The sequence below is a fragment of the Microcystis sp. LE18-22.4A genome, assembly GCF_027531105.1.
Lineage (GTDB): Bacteria > Cyanobacteriota > Cyanobacteriia > Cyanobacteriales > Microcystaceae > Microcystis > Microcystis aeruginosa.
The window spans coordinates 1-18,259 of record NZ_JAPZRB010000257.1; the positions used below are offsets into that span (position 1 = coordinate 1).

General features: G+C 43.0%; 22 protein-coding genes. 9 read left to right on the forward strand and 13 right to left on the reverse strand.

Features of this window, described 5'->3' with window-relative positions; genetic code table 11:
• Nucleotides 1-144: 144 nt before the first annotated feature.
• The 10 genes from O9295_RS11910 to O9295_RS11950 form a co-directional block, all read right to left on the reverse strand.
• Nucleotides 145-393: a type II toxin-antitoxin system HicB family antitoxin gene (locus tag O9295_RS11910; RefSeq protein WP_002795687.1), complete on the reverse strand. Its 249-nt coding sequence runs from the start codon at nucleotides 391-393 to the stop codon at nucleotides 145-147.
• Between the two features lie 16 nt (nucleotides 394-409).
• Nucleotides 410-499, reverse strand: a complete 90-nt coding sequence (locus O9295_RS27830) for a hypothetical protein (RefSeq protein WP_502705654.1) — start codon at nucleotides 497-499, stop codon at nucleotides 410-412.
• Between the two features lie 23 nt (nucleotides 500-522).
• Nucleotides 523-867, reverse strand: a complete 345-nt coding sequence (locus tag O9295_RS11915) for a HepT-like ribonuclease domain-containing protein (RefSeq protein ID WP_002774226.1) — start codon at nucleotides 865-867, stop codon at nucleotides 523-525.
• The gene (locus tag O9295_RS11920; RefSeq protein ID WP_002795690.1) at nucleotides 854-1,243 is read right to left on the reverse strand and encodes a nucleotidyltransferase family protein; all 390 of its coding nucleotides are present in this window, start codon (nucleotides 1,241-1,243) and stop codon (nucleotides 854-856) included. Before O9295_RS11920 ends, O9295_RS11915 begins: the two co-directional genes overlap by 14 nt.
• 385 nt (nucleotides 1,244-1,628) lie before the next feature.
• On the reverse strand, nucleotides 1,629-3,617 hold the full coding sequence (locus tag O9295_RS11925; RefSeq protein WP_288033059.1) for an SUMF1/EgtB/PvdO family nonheme iron enzyme: 1,989 nt from the start codon (nucleotides 3,615-3,617) through the stop codon (nucleotides 1,629-1,631).
• Between the two features lie 214 nt (nucleotides 3,618-3,831).
• Nucleotides 3,832-4,221, reverse strand: a complete 390-nt coding sequence (locus O9295_RS11930) for a FitA-like ribbon-helix-helix domain-containing protein (RefSeq protein ID WP_002737199.1) — start codon at nucleotides 4,219-4,221, stop codon at nucleotides 3,832-3,834.
• Nucleotides 4,222-4,512: 291 nt separating this feature from the next.
• Entirely contained in the window at nucleotides 4,513-5,271 is a 759-nt protein-coding gene (locus O9295_RS11935) for a PP2C family serine/threonine-protein phosphatase (RefSeq protein ID WP_288033060.1), read from the reverse strand.
• 13 nt (nucleotides 5,272-5,284) lie between these two features.
• Nucleotides 5,285-5,941, reverse strand: coding sequence for a vWA domain-containing protein (locus tag O9295_RS11940; protein WP_288033061.1), 657 nt, complete (start codon nucleotides 5,939-5,941; stop codon nucleotides 5,285-5,287).
• A 266-nt stretch (nucleotides 5,942-6,207) separates the two neighbouring features.
• On the reverse strand, nucleotides 6,208-6,549 hold the full coding sequence (locus O9295_RS11945) for a thioredoxin family protein (protein ID WP_002737429.1): 342 nt from the start codon (nucleotides 6,547-6,549) through the stop codon (nucleotides 6,208-6,210).
• An 88-nt stretch (nucleotides 6,550-6,637) separates the two neighbouring features.
• Entirely contained in the window at nucleotides 6,638-7,339 is a 702-nt protein-coding gene (locus tag O9295_RS11950) for an NnrU family protein (protein ID WP_288033062.1), read from the reverse strand.
• Between the two features lie 186 nt (nucleotides 7,340-7,525).
• Here O9295_RS11950 and O9295_RS11955 point away from each other — a divergent pair, with 186 nt between their 5' ends.
• The 6 genes from O9295_RS11955 (at nucleotide 7,526) to O9295_RS11985 (ending at nucleotide 12,842) form a co-directional block, all read left to right on the forward strand.
• The gene (locus O9295_RS11955; RefSeq protein WP_002786792.1) at nucleotides 7,526-7,825 is read left to right on the forward strand and encodes a (2Fe-2S) ferredoxin domain-containing protein; all 300 of its coding nucleotides are present in this window, start codon (nucleotides 7,526-7,528) and stop codon (nucleotides 7,823-7,825) included.
• A gap of 299 nt (nucleotides 7,826-8,124) precedes the next feature.
• Nucleotides 8,125-8,991, forward strand: coding sequence for a response regulator (locus tag O9295_RS11960; protein ID WP_002757113.1), 867 nt, complete (start codon nucleotides 8,125-8,127; stop codon nucleotides 8,989-8,991).
• Nucleotides 8,988-9,278, forward strand: a complete 291-nt coding sequence (locus tag O9295_RS11965) for a circadian clock KaiB family protein (RefSeq protein ID WP_002752661.1) — start codon at nucleotides 8,988-8,990, stop codon at nucleotides 9,276-9,278. Before O9295_RS11960 ends, O9295_RS11965 begins: the two co-directional genes overlap by 4 nt.
• Nucleotides 9,279-9,842: 564 nt before the next feature.
• Nucleotides 9,843-11,036: an NAD(P)/FAD-dependent oxidoreductase gene (locus O9295_RS11975; RefSeq protein WP_288033064.1), complete on the forward strand. Its 1,194-nt coding sequence runs from the start codon at nucleotides 9,843-9,845 to the stop codon at nucleotides 11,034-11,036.
• Nucleotides 11,037-11,145: 109 nt separating this feature from the next.
• Nucleotides 11,146-11,871 carry a hypothetical protein gene (locus O9295_RS11980; RefSeq protein ID WP_288033065.1) on the forward strand — a complete coding sequence of 242 codons (726 nt, stop codon included), beginning with the start codon at nucleotides 11,146-11,148 and terminating at the stop codon, nucleotides 11,869-11,871.
• A gap of 200 nt (nucleotides 11,872-12,071) precedes the next feature.
• Complete coding sequence (locus tag O9295_RS11985; protein ID WP_288033066.1) at nucleotides 12,072-12,842, forward strand: FkbM family methyltransferase; 771 nt, start codon at nucleotides 12,072-12,074, stop codon at nucleotides 12,840-12,842.
• Here the strand turns inward: O9295_RS11985 and O9295_RS11990 are convergent.
• On the reverse strand, nucleotides 12,839-13,252 hold the full coding sequence (locus O9295_RS11990) for a GAF domain-containing protein (RefSeq protein ID WP_288033067.1): 414 nt from the start codon (nucleotides 13,250-13,252) through the stop codon (nucleotides 12,839-12,841). The two genes, O9295_RS11985 and O9295_RS11990, sit on opposite strands and share 4 nt — an antisense overlap.
• 42 nt (nucleotides 13,253-13,294) lie before the next feature.
• Here O9295_RS11990 and O9295_RS11995 point away from each other — a divergent pair, with 42 nt between their 5' ends.
• Nucleotides 13,295-13,441 (forward strand): hypothetical protein, encoded by a 147-nt coding sequence (locus O9295_RS11995; protein WP_288033068.1) that lies wholly within the window; start codon nucleotides 13,295-13,297, stop codon nucleotides 13,439-13,441.
• 174 nt (nucleotides 13,442-13,615) lie between these two features.
• Here the strand turns inward: O9295_RS11995 and O9295_RS12000 are convergent, their stop codons facing one another.
• Nucleotides 13,616-14,332, reverse strand: coding sequence for a lysophospholipid acyltransferase family protein (locus O9295_RS12000; protein ID WP_288033069.1), 717 nt, complete (start codon nucleotides 14,330-14,332; stop codon nucleotides 13,616-13,618).
• 154 nt (nucleotides 14,333-14,486) lie between these two features.
• Between O9295_RS12000 and metG the strand changes: the two genes are divergently transcribed.
• The gene (gene metG / locus O9295_RS12005; protein ID WP_288033070.1) at nucleotides 14,487-16,100 is read left to right on the forward strand and encodes a methionine--tRNA ligase; all 1,614 of its coding nucleotides are present in this window, start codon (nucleotides 14,487-14,489) and stop codon (nucleotides 16,098-16,100) included.
• Between the two features lie 100 nt (nucleotides 16,101-16,200).
• Complete coding sequence (locus O9295_RS12010) at nucleotides 16,201-16,806, forward strand: LabA-like NYN domain-containing protein (RefSeq protein WP_002739868.1); 606 nt, start codon at nucleotides 16,201-16,203, stop codon at nucleotides 16,804-16,806.
• 236 nt (nucleotides 16,807-17,042) lie between these two features.
• Here O9295_RS12010 and O9295_RS12015 read toward each other — a convergent pair whose 3' ends face one another.
• Nucleotides 17,043-18,239 carry a DNA double-strand break repair nuclease NurA gene (locus O9295_RS12015; protein ID WP_288033072.1) on the reverse strand — a complete coding sequence of 399 codons (1,197 nt, stop codon included), beginning with the start codon at nucleotides 18,237-18,239 and terminating at the stop codon, nucleotides 17,043-17,045.
• Nucleotides 18,240-18,259 lie beyond the last annotated feature (20 nt).

Consider the following 18,259-nt stretch of genomic DNA (forward strand, 5'->3'; position numbering starts at 1 on the left):
AGGGATCGGGGGTAAAATTCAGGTACTTTTTCCCTGAAAATTAGGTAACTGACTACCTCAAAATCGGTAAAACCCTACACCCCACACCCCACACCCCACACCCTGCCCCCACCAACAAACTTTTTCAGCAGACCCTACTTATTGCTAAATTTGTTGGTGTAATTTCGGGTGTGGCTGTGACAGAAAACTATCAGAAAAAGGTTTTTCTGGCTTTTCCCCGCGCTCGGCACAAAAAGCTAGGTAATCTTCCACTGAATCAGCAAAAGCTTGCTGCAATTCCGCTACACTCTCTCCCTGAAAAGTGATAACATCTCGGACGTTGGCCACCTCACCGTGAAAGATACCCGCCTCGTCATCAAAAAAAACTACTGCTTCGTAACCTTTACAATTCATTCTAAGCGATAATTATTTACTGTTCACTGCTAAAGGGTAATTCCGAGAAATCTATCTCACCTATTTGATCGATTCTCCAGAGAGGATAGCAGTCATAATCTGCCATTAACTTAATTTTTTAAATTATTATCATTGGGGCAATGGTGGTAATAGAGACTGCAATTGTTCTAGCAAAGGAGAAAGTCTTACTGTAATAATATTCCAGACAATTTCTGGTTGAACCTGATCGTACTGATGGCTAATAATATTTCTGAGTCCAATAATTCCCCTCCAATCAATTTTGGTGTGTTTTTGTTGAAAAGTCTCAGGAATTCTACGGGCTGCTTCTCCTAAAATTTCTAATTGTCTTTCCACAGCACTTTGTAACAAAAGACTCTTGGAATATTCTTCCAAAGAAACATCTTGAATAAATTCTTGGATATTAGTAATAGCTTCGACCATATCCCAAAGATATCCGGCCTCACGACTGTTCATGACGATAAATTAGCTGATGAGTTTTTAAAATTTCGTAACGACGATAGGGGTTTTTCAGTCCCTCTTGATTAACCAAGTCAACTTTGCGTCCGAATATCTCCTCTAATTCTTCTTTCATCTGAACAATATCAAACAAATCCCAGCCATGATTGGGAGCAAACTTATAAAGAACATCAATATCACTATCAACTCGAAAGTCTTCCCTTAATACTGAACCAAATAAAGACATTTCAAGAATTTTCCAATGTTGACAAAAATTAGTAATTTTGCTTAAGATAACTTGAGCTTGTTTTTTCTTAAAACCAGAATTTAACAAGATTTTTTCGGCCTTGTTGGTGGTTATTTTAACAACCTTCGCTGTAATAGCTTGTTTCATTGGTGAGCAAAATCCCCCAAATTATCCTTGACAAAACACTTAAGATCGTTAAGGTTACAGTAACCCGCCATGTAAAGTCGGCTGGTAGGCTACACCAACATTAACACACCCTAGGAGATCGGCGCTCACTTTTTCGTCCGTAGTCTGATCGTAGGTTAGGCCAAACGATAGTGAAACCCAACATTTTTAAATCATTGGGTTGGGTTTCCTTCCTCAACCCAACCCACGGCTTTTTAACAACCGATAACTGTTTCATTTTTCATTGTCCTTAACAAAATTTAACACTACCTCAATTTTTTCAAAAAAATCGACCCGCCGCTAGGCGGGAAAAAGAGAAAAAGAGAAAAAGTAAAAAAGGGTAAAAAGGGTAAAAAGGGAATAAGGGTTACAGAGTCCTCCCAGCACCGCACACCACCCGAAAACCGCCGTTGTTGCCGTAGTTGAGGTCGCGGCGGGTGAAGTCGTCGCGGAAAGCGGAACGGCAGTAATTCGGATCGTCGTACCAAGAACCGCCCCGCAATGGACAACGATTATCATTACCATTTTTTAGCCAAGCACTGCCATCCTTTGGCGCTCCGATATAGTTATCGTGCCAATTGTCCTCGCACCACTCCCAAACATTGCCACTCATGTCATAGAGTCCCCAAGCATTGGGCTTTTTCTGGCCCACAGGATGAGTTTTATACTGAGAATTTCCGTCATACCAAGCATAATCTCCTAACTGATTAGCATCATCACCGAAATAATAGCGAGTGGTTGTCCCCCCACGACAGGCATATTCCCATTCCGCTTCTGTGGGGAGGCGATAGGTTTTCCCGGTTATTTGACTCAATTTCTGACAAAAAGCTTGAGCGTCCTCCCAACTAACCATTTCTACTGGATTTTGTGGATTATTTTTAAAATAAGAGGGATTTGTTCCCATTACTGCTTGATATTGTGCCTGAGTCACCGGATATTTCCCAATCGCAAAACTGTTGACTTTAACTTGGTGTTGAGGCTTTTCAGAATCCGAAGCATCGGGATCACTGTCAGGAGATCCCATGAGAAATTGACCTGCTGGTAAGCCTACCATTTCCAGTGTTACTCCATTGGGTAGGTTTTCTGTAAATGGAGTTGGCTTTGTAAACCTGACAGATACAGGACTTGGAGAAGGAGGAGGAGTAGGATTCTGACGAAACAACTGAGCGAAAATATTACTAGCGACTGTCCCTACTGTAACTAACCCCAAATTTATTAAGACTTTACGACGCGACCATCTTTGAGGAGGTATAGGTGAAGGAGATGATTTAATCGATATTGGGGGAGGTGGTGGCGCTACTTTAGGTGACGGTGTAGATGTCACAGTAGCGATACTTTTACCCGGAAAAATATCAAGATTTAAATCACTAAATCGCTCACACCAATAACACTTTCCGTAACGGAGACTGTAGTAATGATTATCAACTTTGCCACAGGGTATAACCTCTTGTCGTGCAGCTTCCAAAGTATCGCACCATTCCTTAGCCGTCGGTCGTCTGTGGGGGAATTTATGTCCCTCATTAAAACAGCGCAAAAATAAGGCGTGTAAGTCGGGATGTAAAATATTTAATGGTATGGTAGTATTACTAGGTACAAGCAATTGATCCCCAGAAAAAGGCCAGAGTCCCCGTCGAATTAGTTCCGACTGTTCCAGGGAATCCCCTGCTCCTTGCCACAATCCCCGAAACGGCGGCCCGCTAAATAATAGATAATAAATAACAACTCCTAATCGAAAGCGATCATGCACTTCTGTTTGATCTACATCTGCTATATTCACTCCGATTAATTCCGCCGGTGTAAATCCTTCTGAGCCAACTAAACACCGATATATTTTACCGCTATAGGGATCTGATACTTGAAATGAATCTGTATCAATAATCGTAGGCAACGCCCGATTATTCACTAAGATATTTTCTAGCTTGATGTCTCCCAAAACATAACCTTTAAGGTGAATTGCTTGGATAATAGCGGCTATATTCCGCGCTACTACATGAAGAAAATACCAATTAGTTTCTAACTTGTATTTTCTTCTCATTATGGGCGTACAAAGCTTTAATAATGTTTCTGAACCCACCACTTCTGGCATTAAAAACCCAACGACTTTTCCCTGTTTATCTTCCAAGATAGAATAGGGCCAAGCGAAGGAAATATGGTTAAGATGAGCATTAGGATCCCCAGGACGATTTCTCACCATTAACTGTAATTTATCAACCCTTTCATTATGGGGATTGTGGTAGATTTTCGCTAAGTACCCATTAAAGTTAGTATGCCATACTTTCGCTTCGCCACTGTCGGCCATTTCTTGCGTCAGGGTAATCAAGCGATTCTGTAGTTGACAGCGATAAGTTAAAGACATCAAAAAATCTCCGAGTATTTGTGCTGTTCAGAAAAATTTATCTAGTCGTTTCTAATAAGTTAGATATAAGTAGCTGGTTATAATTAAATTAAAAATGGATTTTGCCTTTAATCCCCCCTTGATCCCCCCTTGATAAGGTAGGGTTGATTCATGAATCAACCCTACCCTTGATAACGGGGGTGTCTGATAATTTTTAACGCCTACCTACTTAGTATCAATCAAATACTGGTTTGGCTGTGTCATCTTGAACGCGATCGAAGTCTGAATCGTTGCCAACGTTGGGAATCTGGCGTAGCACCTCTGCTAGGGATTTTCGTTGCGGTTGCAGCAAGGCTTTTTCTAAGATTTGGCGGTGTTCGGCTTCGGCACTGATACCGTGTTGGCTGGCTCGCTTTTTGAGAGCTTTGACGATGGCTTCATCGATGTTGCGGACGATTAAATCTGCCATAGGTTGTATAGTTAATTGCTGCTTTGATGTCGAAAAAGATACTGTTTCTTGGGTAAGGAATTCATCACCTAACGGCGGAATATCAGAATAATCGATATTCTCATCCGTCATCGCATCAATTCTCTTCAAGTCGCTTTTGATAGATTTTTTGCTCACGATTGTTTTACCTAGGAACGCTATGATCCAGAAACCCGGTTTCTTAAACCCCTCAGCCTTAGTCCCATCGTAGGTTGGGTTGAACGATAGTGAAACCCAACACTTTTTAATAATTGAGTTGGGTTTCGTTCCTCAACCCAACCTACAGATTACTTTTGATAGATTTTTTGCTCACGATTGTTTGAGGTAGATTCGTTAATATTAGGTCCCAAGGTAGCACCTTGACACAAGGGATCAAAAATTTCGATCCAGAAACCAGGTTTGTCAAACAAACCCGGTTTCTTAAACCCCTCAGTTTCTTAAACAAAAAGCTAGGAGTAAGGTTTTATCATCGGTTGTTAACTTATTTAAATCCTCCCGCTTTAAAAATTCTTCGAGGTCTTCTTGCAATGGCGTTTCTGTCTGTTGTAAATATTCCTCTAATGGCTGAAAAAAAGGCGGAAAAGGCTGCCAATTTTTATAATCGATCGATACCTTTTCCACTCCATCCGTCGCCACACAAATAAAGGCAACTGGCTCGGTTAAAACTTTTATTTGCATATCCTCCAAAGCATTACTAGAAGTAACAAAAGTGGTTTCATTGATGTATTCTCCCTTGTCAGGCTGCAACAATAACTGATAATTTCCTCCCAGAGGTTTGAACACAATAAAACCGTCTCCTATCTGCATCGCCGCTAATCGTTTTGAAGTAACCAAAACAACCAGTAAAGTTGTCGCCAGATCATTAATATCTAACTGTTCTTTTTCGGCTTTTTCTTGGAGAATTTGCTGAACATAAGCCAACAGTCGCCGGAATATTTCCTTTAATTCCGCTTCAGTTCCAGTGGCAGCTAATGCTGTTTTTTTGAGATTTTCCTCTAAAAATTGCAGCGCTGCTTTAACTGTTATTTTCGCACCCAAATCCGAATATTTGGCACTACCGGCCCCATCGGCCACGGCTCCAATCAAAACATCCTGACCCAATACTTGATAAGCACCGTAATCTTGACAGGGTAATCCCGCTTGGATATGAAAACTACCGACCACCGACTGACATAATGTTCTCCACATAATTAACTGTCCTCTAGGTGGTAATTTGTCCCCAATTCACTGGTGGTAAAGTGATCGCCGCTCCAATTTTACCACCAGAAACTCGTTTCATTGAGTTACTTAACCACTGAAATAAATCCCGAAAATCTAAACCATTGAGTAACACGGGGGGATTATTAGAAATCTGTTTGAGCTTCTCCATATCAGCACCCTGAACACCTACAGAAAAAAATAAAACCCGATTTTCTGCTTCGGCTTGTTTTACCCGTTGCGCCGCCAGATTCCATTGATCCGTAGGCGCACCATCAGTAATTAAAAATATCCAGGGGCGATAGTATTGGATACCATGATTTCTATAAATCGCTTTACGATCTTCGATTAAATCTAAGGCCAATTCAATCGCTTTTCCCATGGGGGTTAAGTCTCCTGCGGTTAAAGTCGGTGGCGTAAATTGATCAATCCCGACAAAATCTTGCACGGTTTTAACCCCTCCCTTACCAAAGGTGACAATGGCGGTTTCTACGCTCAACGTCGCTTGCATATCCCGCATCACATCCTCCTGAAAGGTTTTGATGCCATCATTGAGAGCCTTAATCGGTTCCCCTTCCATTGAACCGGAGGTATCTAGTAGTAGTACCACAGGACAGCGATTTTCCTGATTTTCAACAAATTCAGCCACACCAATCGGCATTTTTTTCAAGCCTCCTAAATTTTTGAACTGGGGGAACTATGGGTATCTTAGGAATTGGGATTATCTACTTTTTGTCCTATTATATTATCTCTGCCAGTTCCATCAGAGGCTCTCTTATTCTTTGTGTGATAAGTTTAACTTACTATAAGAGCGATCAATCTTTGTGTCCTCTGTGTCTGGAGTGGTTCGTTCCACTCACCCACCGGCGTTACCGTATCTTAGAATACATTTTAACCACAGAACCCATCAGAAAAGATATCTTTCCCTTAAGCTGAACGCGGGATTTGATTTTTGACTATTAGTCGCAGGGTTTGTTGCAATTCCTCGCGACTGTGAATTTCCTCCAGACGGTGAACCGGAACACCTCGATCGAAGAGAATTAAAGTAGGCAGACTACGCAGACGAAAACTATTAGCTAATTTAAAATTATTATCGGCATTGACACCGACTAATTGAATCGCACCTTGACAGTCATTTTGCCAAGACAAGAGGGTGGGTTGGATTAAACGACATAAACCACACCAAGGCGCCCAAAAATGCACGAGAACCGGACGGGAAGATTCTAAAACTAGCTTAGGGAAGCTCTTTTCGTTGACAGATAGTATCATGTCTAAACGTATTTTATGAAAACTTTATTTTGATATAGAAGCCATTCTACACCAATCGGGATCAACAGGAAAGGGGTTGGGAGCAAAATCACCAATAAATTTTACTTGTTGCTTGCATTAGCCAAGGATGCGCCCACCAGAGGAGTAAAATAAACCCTGTTACTCCTAGATAGGCAGGACGAAGGAATTCTTGCCACTTTAGGCTTTGCCGACCATCGATAATCGCTAAAAAGGGAATCACCGAGGTGCGTTCTTTGACCTTTAAAAATGCCTCTCCGTAACGGTCTTCTAACCGGCGATCGCCATGCCAGACGGCAAAAAGATGATGGGCAATTAAACCTAGGGAAGTTAATAGGGTAAAGCTTGTCCCTAACCAGAGGGTGTGAGCAATACACCAGATCACCTGTCCTACCATCTGGGGATGACGGGTAACGCGCAGGATGCCGGTTTCGTAGAGATGAACCTGCGGTTTTTGGATAGCGGCGATCTCCAGCAGGTTAAAAGTGGCAGGATAGAGAAAGAAAAAAGAAATGGCCGAAAGTATCCAAACTAGGGTTTTTACTCCGGTTACTCCCTGTACTTGCCAGAGAAGCAAACCATCATAACGATGATTGAAGAAATAAACTACTAAAATTACCGCTAGAGGGATACTCACAAGGGCAAATAATACCCGATACAGTCGCGCACCGATGATAGCTTCTCCCCCCATTCGTAAACTGGCTAATCCGCTATGGGCAACAGCAAAACCCAATAATAAACCTAACATGATCCAATGACTAGCGAATGCCACTTTTACCCTCTTGATTGACTAAATTTTTCTCCCAATTCTATTTTAAAGATTGATGGTTAATTTTCAGCCCCTTTTTTTTGTGTTGCCAGTATTGGGGATTCGGGGCAAAATAAAACTATGCTTCCCCAAAGCGACCCCCAAGAATATAACCGGGGAACTATCCAATTTTGCAACTTTTTAGGTAATATGTCTTATCCCCAAAAGCGATTTGTGATGGTCTGTCAGCATTCTTCCTGTTTGGTGCAGGGTGCGTCCGAGCTTCTTTTAGCTTGGCAAACGGCAGCTCTCCCAGAAGATGTCATCGTTATGACCAGTGGTTGTCAAGGACAGTGCAGCACTAGCCCCACGGTGAGAATTATTCCCGAGGAAACTTGGTACTGTCGTGTTAAACCAGAGGATGTCAATCAGATTGTCGAAGAACATTTAAAAAACGGTCAACCGGTTGAGCGTTTACTCCATCCACGCATTCACGCTCAATGGCAGTAAACTTGATCATCAATTTTTAAGTGATGCTTCACTTGACGACTTAGGGCCACAGAAAACCCCCAGCGAGCGCCTAAGCGGTAGAATAAGTACCTAAGCAAAATTAATTACACATATCTAACCCCCCCCTTGCCTCTTGCATGAGTGCATGAGTGCCTTTCTTCACTAGGAAATTTATTTTGCACGACTACTTAAGACTTCGAGATAGCAGGTGCTAGATGGTGATTTTGTCCTTGCGTTTCCCAAAGATGGGCGTACTATGAAAGTAGGGGAAAAAAGATAATTTTAGCGATCAATTAACAATGACTAGGGATCTCTGTAGGATTTTATTGATAGAGGATGAACCGACGACTGTTAAATTAATCCAGAGATTGCTGTTAAAGGCCCCCCAATGTTCCCTGGCCGGGGGGTTGACTTTTACCCTCACCCAAGCTCAGGATCTACAGCAAACTGCCGAAAAACTAGCAGGGGAGAAATTTGATCTCATCCTCTTAAGCTTGGAAATCTCTGTCCCCCCCGGCTTAAATATTCTAGTCAAAACCAGAGAATTAGCCTCTGATATACCGATAGTGGTTCAAACTACTAGCAATGATGAGAAATTAGTCGTTAAAGCCTTTCAACTGGGTGCTGACGGTTATATTCAGTTAAATAATATCGATAGTAGTCTTTTAGTCTATCAAATTCGTGTGGCGATCGAACGTCAGCAATATATCCTCAATCTTAAACATCAACAACAGGAAGAGGAATTTCGCGAACTGGAACAGTTAATCAAGGGAGTACAAACTAGCATCACGGCGAAAATGTTCGGTTCTGAGGCAATAAAGCAGAGTATTCCCGATATTTTTCAAGAATTAGTCCAAAATTACGGAGAGTTATTAGACTTAGCTTTAGAAGAACAAGCATACAAAGTGGAACATAATCTATCGGAACGACTGCGAAGCTTGGCCGATAAGTTAGGATTCTTAAAAGCTAGTCCTCGCGATGTGGTGGATATTCATACCACCACCCTACGCCAAAAAAATCAGGATGTCACCCTGGCCAAAGCGCAGGCCTACGTTAGCGAAGGTCGTCTCATGGTCTTGGAATTGATGGGTTATCTCGTCTCTTTCTATCGTAAATACTATATCGGTCTCAGCAACATTAAACTGTTCAATAACACGCAATCATGAGTCAATATCTTCTCAAACTCTACATTATGGGCGATTCAAGTAAATCCCAGAGGGCGATCGCCAATATTTTTCGTATCTGTCGCGAGGAGTTATCCGATCTTTATACAGTAGAAATAATTGATGTTCTCGAACAGCCCCAATTAGCGGAACAGGATAAAATTCTCGTAACTCCTACTTTAGTCAAACAACTTCCCCCACCCCTACAAAGAATTATCGGCGATATGTCCAATACTCAAAAGGTTCTCCTCGGTTTGGATGTTATTCCCAAAGACTCCCATCTCAATTAGGATTCACCTAAAAATTCTTCTGGTTAGGTTTTTCCTCTCTAATAAGCTCTAATCTTAATTTTATCTCAAATGTCGGGGTGAAGACTCTCGCTTTTAACGAGATGAAACCCCAACCAATATAAAACAGCGAAGCACGACTTAAATCTTGACAATCTCTGCTGTATAGGTTAGCATATAAGTAGTTGTTTGAGGTCGATAAACAATGATTATCCTAAGTTTCAGAAAAATAATCGTTCAAATGTTTATTATGTCCAATTCTGTCTAAGCGTTGATATTCGGGAAGATGCAAAACCGCTAGAACCGACTAAAAGATGTGTAGGATTGGATGTAGGTTTAAAAGTTTTCTACGCTAATAGTGATTATGTTTAAAAATTGGTCTTTCGACGATTGGATGAATCATATCCTTTTTCTGGCTACAATTGTGGCTTTGCTGACGATTTGGCTGAGTAGATAAATAAAAACTATTTTTCTTTCCTCGCTTTACCGAAAATTTGGGTTTAAGGTTCCCCGTCCATTTTACGGCAGGGAGTGTCAAAATAAGAAACAAAACCCTCAGCGATCAATATGACTGACTCAATCCCAAAAATTTGTATTCTCGGTGGTGGTTTTGGTGGACTCTATACTGCTTTACGTTTGAGTCAATTGCCCTGGCCTGATCAACACCCCCCCCAAATTACCTTAATTGATAAAAACGATCGCTTTTTATTTTCTCCCCTTCTCTACGAATTAGTCACCTCAGAACTGCAATCCTGGGAAATTGCCCCCCCTTTCAGCGAATTACTCGCCAATACCCCCGTTGACTTCCAACAGGGAACCGTCACGGCGATCAATGTTAATAATCATCAAATAACCCTTGACAATAAAAACGATATATGCTATGATCGCCTCGTGATCGCCCTCGGTGGTCAATCCTCCCTTGACTTCCTACCCGGGGCCAGAACCCACGCTATCCCCTTTCGTAGTCTCGAGGATGCCTATCGTCTTCGGGATCGACTCAAAACCCTAGAACAATCCGATCGCGATAAAATTCGGGTCGCCATTATCGGGGGCGGTTATAGCGGCGTAGAATTAGCCTGTAAGCTGGCCGATCGCCTCGGAGAAAGGGGAAGAATTCGTCTTATCGAAAGAAATAGCGATATACTTGGCCCTTCAACCCAATTTAACCGCGACACCGCCAAAAAAGCCCTGGAAAAACGTCTGGTTTGGTTAGACCTAGAAACCACCGTCGCCGATATCCAAGCGGATCGCCTCTCCCTTGACTACAAAGGACAGATAGACAAGATCCCCGTTGATCTAATTCTCTGGACCGTTAGTCCGATCGCCTCCCCACTGCTCGCTAATTTGCCGATAGCACATAGTGAGCGCAAATTACTAAAAGTTAATCAATATTTACAAACTGTCGAAAACCCCAGCATCTACGCGATCGGCGATGCGGCCGATAGTCGCGATCAAGACGATAAACCATACGCTGCCACGGCCCAAGTGGCCCTTCAACAGTCCGACTACTGCGCTTGGAATATTTGGGCGAGTTTCCACGATAAACCAGCTTTACCCTTCCGTTATCAACCTTTAGGCGAAATGTTGACCCTCGGAGTCGATGAAGCTACCATTAGCGGTTTAGGACTAGAATTAGCCGGTCCCCTTGCCCATCTTACCCGTCGCTTAGTCTATCTCTACCGTCTGCCCACCCTCAACCATCAAATCGCCGTAGCATTCAACTGGATTACCCAACCGCTTCTATCCCTCATCTCTGAGTAGCAGTTGCAGGGATGGGGGAGAATTAAAGTGGCTTTTTTTACTCTAGTTACTTGTCACTCTGATTGCTATATCGACTGTATCAAATACCCTCCTAATTTACAAAAGAATTATGAGCATTAAAAGCCGGCTGAAAAATTTGATTCATGAATTGAGTCTTCAGACTTACAAAAAAGTTTCCCCCGATTCCTTCCCTTTAAGATGGTCGGTGCTGATCTTACCCGTGATCCTGAGTCATGCGGGACAGGTGCTTGCCGGCTCCATTACACTGGAGATTTCGGCCTTGATCGATGGCCGAGACCGATTAATCATTCAGGGTGATACTTTGCAGTGGCATCACTTTGATTTTGCTGCCGTGGGCCGTCACTCAGGGCGCAACGAACCCACTATCATTAGGACAACGCTCAACGGTACCCTCGTCATGGATCATGTGAACTGGATTCCTGATTGGCCCCTGCCTCTACCCGACGAGATCCGTGTCGAGACATTTTCCTCTGTCTTTACAGGTCTCACTCCTGCCATTCCGAGCCAGGATATCTCTGTTACCCTGCAAGTAATCAACGCAAGATCAATCTTGCAACTTGTGCAACTTCCTACAGCAAATAATAGTTTAACCATCCTCGAATTTGACGATAATGTCTTGGGTGGTTCTGCCCAGTATGATGGCTTGCTCACCTTTACCACCGCCCAACCAGTAGCTGAACCATCCACCTCCAGCTTAGTTGGCCTGCTTGGCCTGAGTGGTGTCTCGGTTCTGGTCTATCGAACGTGGCAGCGCCAGCGGAGCAAAAAATCGGGGTCGGACTCGAATTTAGAGGGTGATCGCATCGCCTCGTAGCAGGGGCCTCCGTCTGCCTACCCTTAACCATCAAATCGCCGTAGCATTCAACTGGATTACCCAACCGCTTCTATCCCTCATCTCTGAGTAGCAGTTGCAGGGATGGGGGAGAATTAAAGTGGCTTTTTTTACTCTAGTTACTTGTCACTCTGATTGCTATATTGGCTGTATCAATTACCCTCCTAATTTACAAAAGAATTATGAGCATTAAAAGCCGGCTGAAAAATTTGATTCATGAATTGAGTCTTGAGACTTACAAAAAAGTTTCCCCCGATTCCTTCCCTGCTGGTTGGGATGTGGCCTCAGATATAGAAAGAATTTGTCATCACCAGCAACCAAGGATTATTTTTGATGTCGGGGCCAATATTGGACAAACAGGTAGTTACTTTCATCAAAAATTTCCTCAAGCTGATATTCTTTGTTTCGAGCCAATCAAGGAAACTTTTGCCCAATTATCTCAAAAATTTGCTAATAATCAGCGAATTCGCTGTTTTCCGATCGCTTTCGGCGAGCAACCTTCAGAAAAAACAATTATCTTAAACTCTAATTCTCAACAAAACTCTCTCACCGAGGCCTTAAACCGGCCTATAGACGAGAATCAAGGCCAATCCACCGACAAAACAGAAGCAATCACAATTGATAGCTTAGATAATTTTTGTCAAGCTCAGGGGATAGATAGAATAGACCTGCTTAAAATGGATACAGAGGGTTATGAGCTACAGGTTTTAGCTGGAGCAACCAATTTTCTAGAAGAGAGAAAAATTGCCATGATTCTTTCAGAAGTTGGGTTTCGTCCCTCCGATTTTCGCCATACATTTTTTACCAAAATTTACGACCAATTGTATCAAAAAGGCTTTCGTTTTAATGGTCTATACGATTTATCCTATTGGTCTCCCTATCCCTATGAAGGACTAATTTACTGTAACGCTTTATTCGTCAATGCCAATCTGATCAAAAATCGCTTTTACTAAAAATCTGGCCAAGAACAAAGATATTCCTCCACTAATAAACTATCTCGATCGGTCAATTCCCGACCATCGAGACGGTTTAAAAGCATTACTGCGCCAAATAACTGATTATTAACTCTAATTGGCACAGCTAAAGCCGTTTTTATCCCCAAAGCGACCGCTATATCCTGACGAATGCGATTATCTCCTAGAGTTTGTCCCACCACCACCGGACAACTACCCTGGTAAACCACCGTACACAATCCCGACGTGGCAATATCACCCCTTTTGCCCACAATTGCCCCGGTGTTTTTCCCCGCACCCGCGCGATAATCAATACTATCACCGTCAAATAGGGCAATGATAACCGTTTCTGTCGGAATTAAACCTAAAATTTCTTCAGCAATGCGATCGAGATTAGTTAATTTTTCCATAATGGGGTGAGGAAAGGGAGAGGGAATTATGAATTATAAATTATGAATTATGAAGTGGGAAGATGGGGTGGTCAATGCGTGCGCGTTGCGGGGGGAGATGGGGAAGTGGGGAAGTGTGGGGAGTGGGGAAGTGGGGAAGTGGGGAAGTGGGGAAGTGGGCATTTAGCTGAAATTTCCCTAAAACCCTAAATCCCTAAAACCCTAAATCCCTAAATCCCTAAAACCCTAAATCCCTAAAACCCTAACACCCTAAAACCCTAACACCCTAAAACCCTAACACCCTAACACCCTAAAACCCTAAAACCCCAAAACCCCAAAACCCCAAAACCCCAAAACCCTATCTCCTGCCTCCTGTCTCCTGACTTAGCCCTTCAGCAATAAATCGCTAATTTCCGACTGACAATGACCAATTAAACGATTAAGGGCTTTTTTTCCTTGTTTACCTTGATAATCTGAGCGATCGCTTTCAGTAATTCCATAGGGACGACCGATCGCCACCTTGACACGATGATAAAAGACAACGGGATGCCAACCATCTTGATCGAATAAAGGTTCCGTGGTATCTAACCAGCGTAGCAAACGCACGGGAAAAGGACTAATAACAGTTTCCGACTCGGAGAGAATAGCCACAGGTAAGACAAATAAATTCTCCACGGGACAACGCAGGGCTAAATGGGCAAATCCGCTCTGAAAACGGCTAATTTGACGAGGAGCAGTCAAATTTAACATCGGCGATCCACCTTCTGGAAATAAACCGATCCATCGTCCGGACTGTAAAAAATCCGTTGCTTGCCGAAAAAAAGTCCGGTGGCGTTTTTCGGGGGTATCAAAGGGAAAACAGCCTAATTCTCCGATTAATTCCCGCAAAAGCGGCGTTTTTCCCATGTAGTGATGACAGGCGATTGGGAGAGTTTTGCCCAAAGCTTGAATTAAGATCGGCGCGTCCAAAAAGCTACGATGGTTACTTACCACGATCGCCACTCCTTGGCTGGGTAGATTTTCTTGACCGACGGTAAACAGACTCGTGCGCGTGGTATCAAGAATTAAACGAGAGGTAGATAGGGGGGTAAGCAGCTTCATGAAAAAAAAAAATCGGCCTTAAGATTGTTTTTATTGACTTAGATCACAACTAAAGGATAAAACAGAATTAGAGGATCATAAAATATAGGGATTATGTCCCAATCATCTACAGAACGCCCCAGGGCAGCCTCGTCTATTTAAAAAAATAAATTTCATGAATGATTTGAATGAGCGAAAAACATTTGCTTTGACAACACCTCTTTATTATGTCAACGATATCCCTCACATCGGTAGTGCTTACACGACGATCGTAGCGGATGTTATGGCACGATGGCAGCGGTTACAGGGCAATTCTGTCCTCCTAATTACAGGAACCGACGAACATGGACAGAAAATCGAACGGACTGCGGCAGCCAAAGGACTCAATCCCCAGGAACACTGCGATCGCATTGCCACCAGTTTTGCCAATCTCTGGGCAAAGCTACACATCCAGTATGATCGCTTTAGTCGCACCACTGCCCCCCGTCATCAGGCAATTGTTAACGAATTTTTTGAAAGAGTCTGGGAAAAGGGCGATATCTATCTCGATCGCCAACAGGGTTGGTATTGCGTCGCCTGTGAAGAATTTAAGGAAAAAAGAGAACTGTTAGATAATGGCTGTTGTCCCATTCATACTAACCTAGCCGCCGAATGGCGCGACGAGGAAAACTATTTTTTCCGTCTCTCTAAATACCAAGCACAACTAGAACAACTTTACCAAGAACAACCCAATTTTATTCAACCGGAAAGCCGACGTAATGAGGTTCTCAACTTCGTCAACCAGGGACTACAGGACTTCTCCATCTCTAGGGTTAATGTCGCTTGGGGGTTTCCCATTCCCCACGATGGTCAGCATACCATCTACGTTTGGTTTGATGCCCTTCTTGGCTATGTTACCGCCCTTCTCGACCCCGAAGACGAACCCACCCTAGAAAATGCCTTGGCCAAATGGTGGCCGATCGATCTGCATCTGATCGGTAAAGATATATTAAGATTCCATGCCATTTATTGGCCGGCTATGCTAATGTCGGCGGGTTTACCCTTGCCCAAAAGAGTGTTCGGCCATGGCTTTTTGACCAAAGACGGGCGGAAAATGGGCAAAAGTCTCGGTAATACTCTCGATCCCTTCGATTTGGTTGATCGCTACGGGGCCGATGCCGTCCGTTACTATTTCGTCAAAGAGATTGAATTAGGACAGGATGGCGATTTTCAGGAAACCAGATTTGTTAATATTCTTAACGCGGATTTAGCCAACGATTTAGGCAACCTCCTCAATCGCACCCTAGGCATGGTTAAAAAATACTGCCAAAATATCCCCCCCCAGTTGACTGGCGTAGATATCCCGAACGATAATCGTCTTAAGAATATGGGGATCAATCTAGGGGTCATTGTTGAACAGAAGTATGATGCGCTACAATTTAATCAAGCCTGTGAGGAAATATTGGCGTTAATTCGCGCTAGTAACAAGTTTATCGATGAGAGTGCGCCCTGGAGTTTATTTAAACAGAAACAACAAGCAGCAGTAGAAAAAGTCCTCTATGCGGTTTTGGAATCAGTAAGACTCTCTGCCTACCTACTCTCACCGATAATACCGACCTTAAGCAGTAAAATTTATCAACAACTGGGTTTTGTTATTGATTTTAATACTTTCAGGTCGGAGGACGGAGAAAACTCCCCTGAGCGTGTCTCTTTTTCCCAACACTGTCAATGGGGATTACCCACAAATCCACAACTAGGAACACCTGAACCGATCTTTTCTAAACTAGAACTGCCGTTAAACGATTCCTAAAGGAATTTTTTAATAACTCTATTTTTTAAGGTCTGTTGTCCTTTCAGATACAACTGGCAAACACTCAACACTAAACTTTTAACAAACGAGGAAAAATAAAATGTTTGATGATTATGACACGGCCCCAGTCTTCACCCCCGAACAAGTGCTAGAAAATCGCGGTCGTGTGGCGATTTTCATCGATGGTTCCAATTTATTTTATGCGGCTCTGCAATTAGGTATCGAAATTGACTACACCAAATTACTTTGTCGTTTAACTGCCGGTTCTCGTCTCTTGCGCGCCTTCTTTTATACTGGAGTCGATCGCACTAACGAAAAACAGCAGGGATTCCTCCTCTGGATGCGTCGCAACGGTTATCGAGTCATCGCTAAAGATCTAGTACAATTGCCCGATGGTTCCAAAAAAGCCAATCTCGACGTGGAAATCGCCGTGGATTTAATGGCGCTAGTGGGTTCCTATGATACCGCAGTAATTGTCAGTGGTGATGGGGATTTGGCCTATGCTGCCGATTCCGTCAGTTACCGTGGTGCGCGAGTGGAAGTGGTTAGTTTGCGATCGATGACCAGTGATAGTTTAATTAATGTAGCCGATCGCTATGTTGATCTAGATCAAATTAAAGAAGAAATTCAAAAAACCAGCAAACATCACGTTGGTTATAATAATTTCCCCGTCAGCGTCTTAGACCAAGATCGTAGCAGTCGCTAGAAAAATTCAGCAAAAATCAAGTTTAAGGTGGGTAATTCCCACCTTTTTCAGTTATCAGTGATCAGTTATCAGTGACCAGTTATCAGTTATCAGTTATCAGTTATCAGTGATCAGTTATCAGTTATCAGTGATACTAAATCCGGTTATTAAAGACTGATTATTTATTCCCTCTTTTGCCTCTTACCTATTGCCTTTTGCCTGTCCTGATATGTAGCCTATACTCAACAGATTTACTATCAAGCGATACTACTGCGCTTTCTCGCTTCCTTATAAGATGTTCCCACATCCTGTAAACCGACTTTAATCATTTGTTGTTCCAAAAGAGCAAAAAAACGCAAGCGATCGCCACCTTTAATCACCGCTAAATTGTGCGCTTCCGCTAAGGCGATCGGATAACCATAACCTTTTAACACCTGGGCCAGTAAAATACTCAAAGAGCGATCGAGTAATTCTCGCTCCTCCACCACCCAAGCAGGAACCTCTACCCTAGCGATTTCCGTCCCCACATGGAGATAACAGAAGTAAATGCGATGTTCATCCCCATAAAGATCGAGTATTTTCAAAGAACTGCGCCAAAAAGGACTTCTTTGCCCCGGTTCCAATAAATAACCCCAGAGAGAAGCATCCCGGAGAGGATCGACAACGCGACAAGGGGTTTTTTCTGGGTCTAAATCACCGCAATTGATCAAGCAATTGGGAGTATCATGGGGACAAGATTGTAAACGCAGGAAATTTAAGCCTTCCGTGCTACGAGAAGCACTAATATAACCCATAAGCGGGATTTTAGCTGATTTTAAATCGTCCCAAGACTGAAAAATCGGTGGCAAAATTAAATCTTTTGCTTCCGGGGGGAGACTATCGATAAACCAATAGATCAAAGAACCATCCACGAGGGCTAAATTTGGTTCATAATGGGCCCCAGGGGGTTTTACCCAACGAGTAGCCATTTCTGCTAACATTTGGCTTTCTAATACCGTCCGACGATAACTCATCCACTCATCCACGCGAATACCCCACTGTTTAGAAATGTAGAGGTCTTCTGATTTGTAATAGACTTCGGGAATGCTATCGAGGAGAGGGTGCAAATTTTGACCATAGTGCAACATAATCCTACCGATATTAATTAGATAACAGTAGGCGATTTCGTGGTGAGAAGGGGCAATTTGGGAACCATCCGTGGCAAAAACGCTATGACTTTCGGGAGCGGGAAGGATAGTAATGCGGGTGTCGAGAGGTTCGATCGGTAGCGCGACAGAGAAAATTAGGCGATCGTGCCAGTTATGATAGAGTTCTAGCAGTTTTTCCTGTTGCTGTTGAGCTTGTTCTAAAAGAATTTTAGCCCGTTGCACTCGCTCGCGACTAGCTGTCACTTCCTGTTGAAAATGTTGACTGATTCCTGGCATTTTTGCCGCTAATTTCGCAAGATCGAGCATAGCTATCCTCTCCCTGACTT

Excerpts from the sequence above, each read along its gene's own strand:
- O9295_RS11910 (WP_002795687.1), bottom strand. The coding sequence starts at position 393 with ATGAATTGTAAAGGTTACGAAGCAGTAGTTTTTTTTGATGACGAGGCG.
- O9295_RS27830 (WP_502705654.1), bottom strand. The coding sequence starts at position 499 with ATGGCAGATTATGACTGCTATCCTCTCTGGAGAATCGATCAAATAGGT.
- O9295_RS11915 (WP_002774226.1), bottom strand. The coding sequence starts at position 867 with ATGAACAGTCGTGAGGCCGGATATCTTTGGGATATGGTCGAAGCTATT.
- O9295_RS11920 (WP_002795690.1), bottom strand. The coding sequence starts at position 1,243 with ATGAAACAAGCTATTACAGCGAAGGTTGTTAAAATAACCACCAACAAG.
- O9295_RS11925 (WP_288033059.1), bottom strand. The coding sequence starts at position 3,617 with ATGTCTTTAACTTATCGCTGTCAACTACAGAATCGCTTGATTACCCTG.
- O9295_RS11935 (WP_288033060.1), bottom strand. The coding sequence starts at position 5,271 with ATGTGGAGAACATTATGTCAGTCGGTGGTCGGTAGTTTTCATATCCAA.
- O9295_RS11940 (WP_288033061.1), bottom strand. The coding sequence starts at position 5,941 with ATGCCGATTGGTGTGGCTGAATTTGTTGAAAATCAGGAAAATCGCTGT.
- O9295_RS11945 (WP_002737429.1), bottom strand. The coding sequence starts at position 6,549 with ATGATACTATCTGTCAACGAAAAGAGCTTCCCTAAGCTAGTTTTAGAA.
- O9295_RS11955 (WP_002786792.1), top strand. The coding sequence starts at position 7,526 with ATGTCTTATCCCCAAAAGCGATTTGTGATGGTCTGTCAGCATTCTTCC.
- O9295_RS11960 (WP_002757113.1), top strand. The coding sequence starts at position 8,125 with ATGACTAGGGATCTCTGTAGGATTTTATTGATAGAGGATGAACCGACG.
- O9295_RS11965 (WP_002752661.1), top strand. The coding sequence starts at position 8,988 with ATGAGTCAATATCTTCTCAAACTCTACATTATGGGCGATTCAAGTAAA.
- O9295_RS11975 (WP_288033064.1), top strand. The coding sequence starts at position 9,843 with ATGACTGACTCAATCCCAAAAATTTGTATTCTCGGTGGTGGTTTTGGT.
- O9295_RS11980 (WP_288033065.1), top strand. The coding sequence starts at position 11,146 with ATGAGCATTAAAAGCCGGCTGAAAAATTTGATTCATGAATTGAGTCTT.
- O9295_RS11985 (WP_288033066.1), top strand. The coding sequence starts at position 12,072 with ATGAGCATTAAAAGCCGGCTGAAAAATTTGATTCATGAATTGAGTCTT.
- O9295_RS11990 (WP_288033067.1), bottom strand. The coding sequence starts at position 13,252 with ATGGAAAAATTAACTAATCTCGATCGCATTGCTGAAGAAATTTTAGGT.
- O9295_RS11995 (WP_288033068.1), top strand. The coding sequence starts at position 13,295 with ATGAATTATGAAGTGGGAAGATGGGGTGGTCAATGCGTGCGCGTTGCG.
- O9295_RS12000 (WP_288033069.1), bottom strand. The coding sequence starts at position 14,332 with ATGAAGCTGCTTACCCCCCTATCTACCTCTCGTTTAATTCTTGATACC.
- metG (WP_288033070.1), top strand. The coding sequence starts at position 14,487 with ATGAATGATTTGAATGAGCGAAAAACATTTGCTTTGACAACACCTCTT.
- O9295_RS12010 (WP_002739868.1), top strand. The coding sequence starts at position 16,201 with ATGTTTGATGATTATGACACGGCCCCAGTCTTCACCCCCGAACAAGTG.
- O9295_RS12015 (WP_288033072.1), bottom strand. The coding sequence starts at position 18,239 with ATGCTCGATCTTGCGAAATTAGCGGCAAAAATGCCAGGAATCAGTCAA.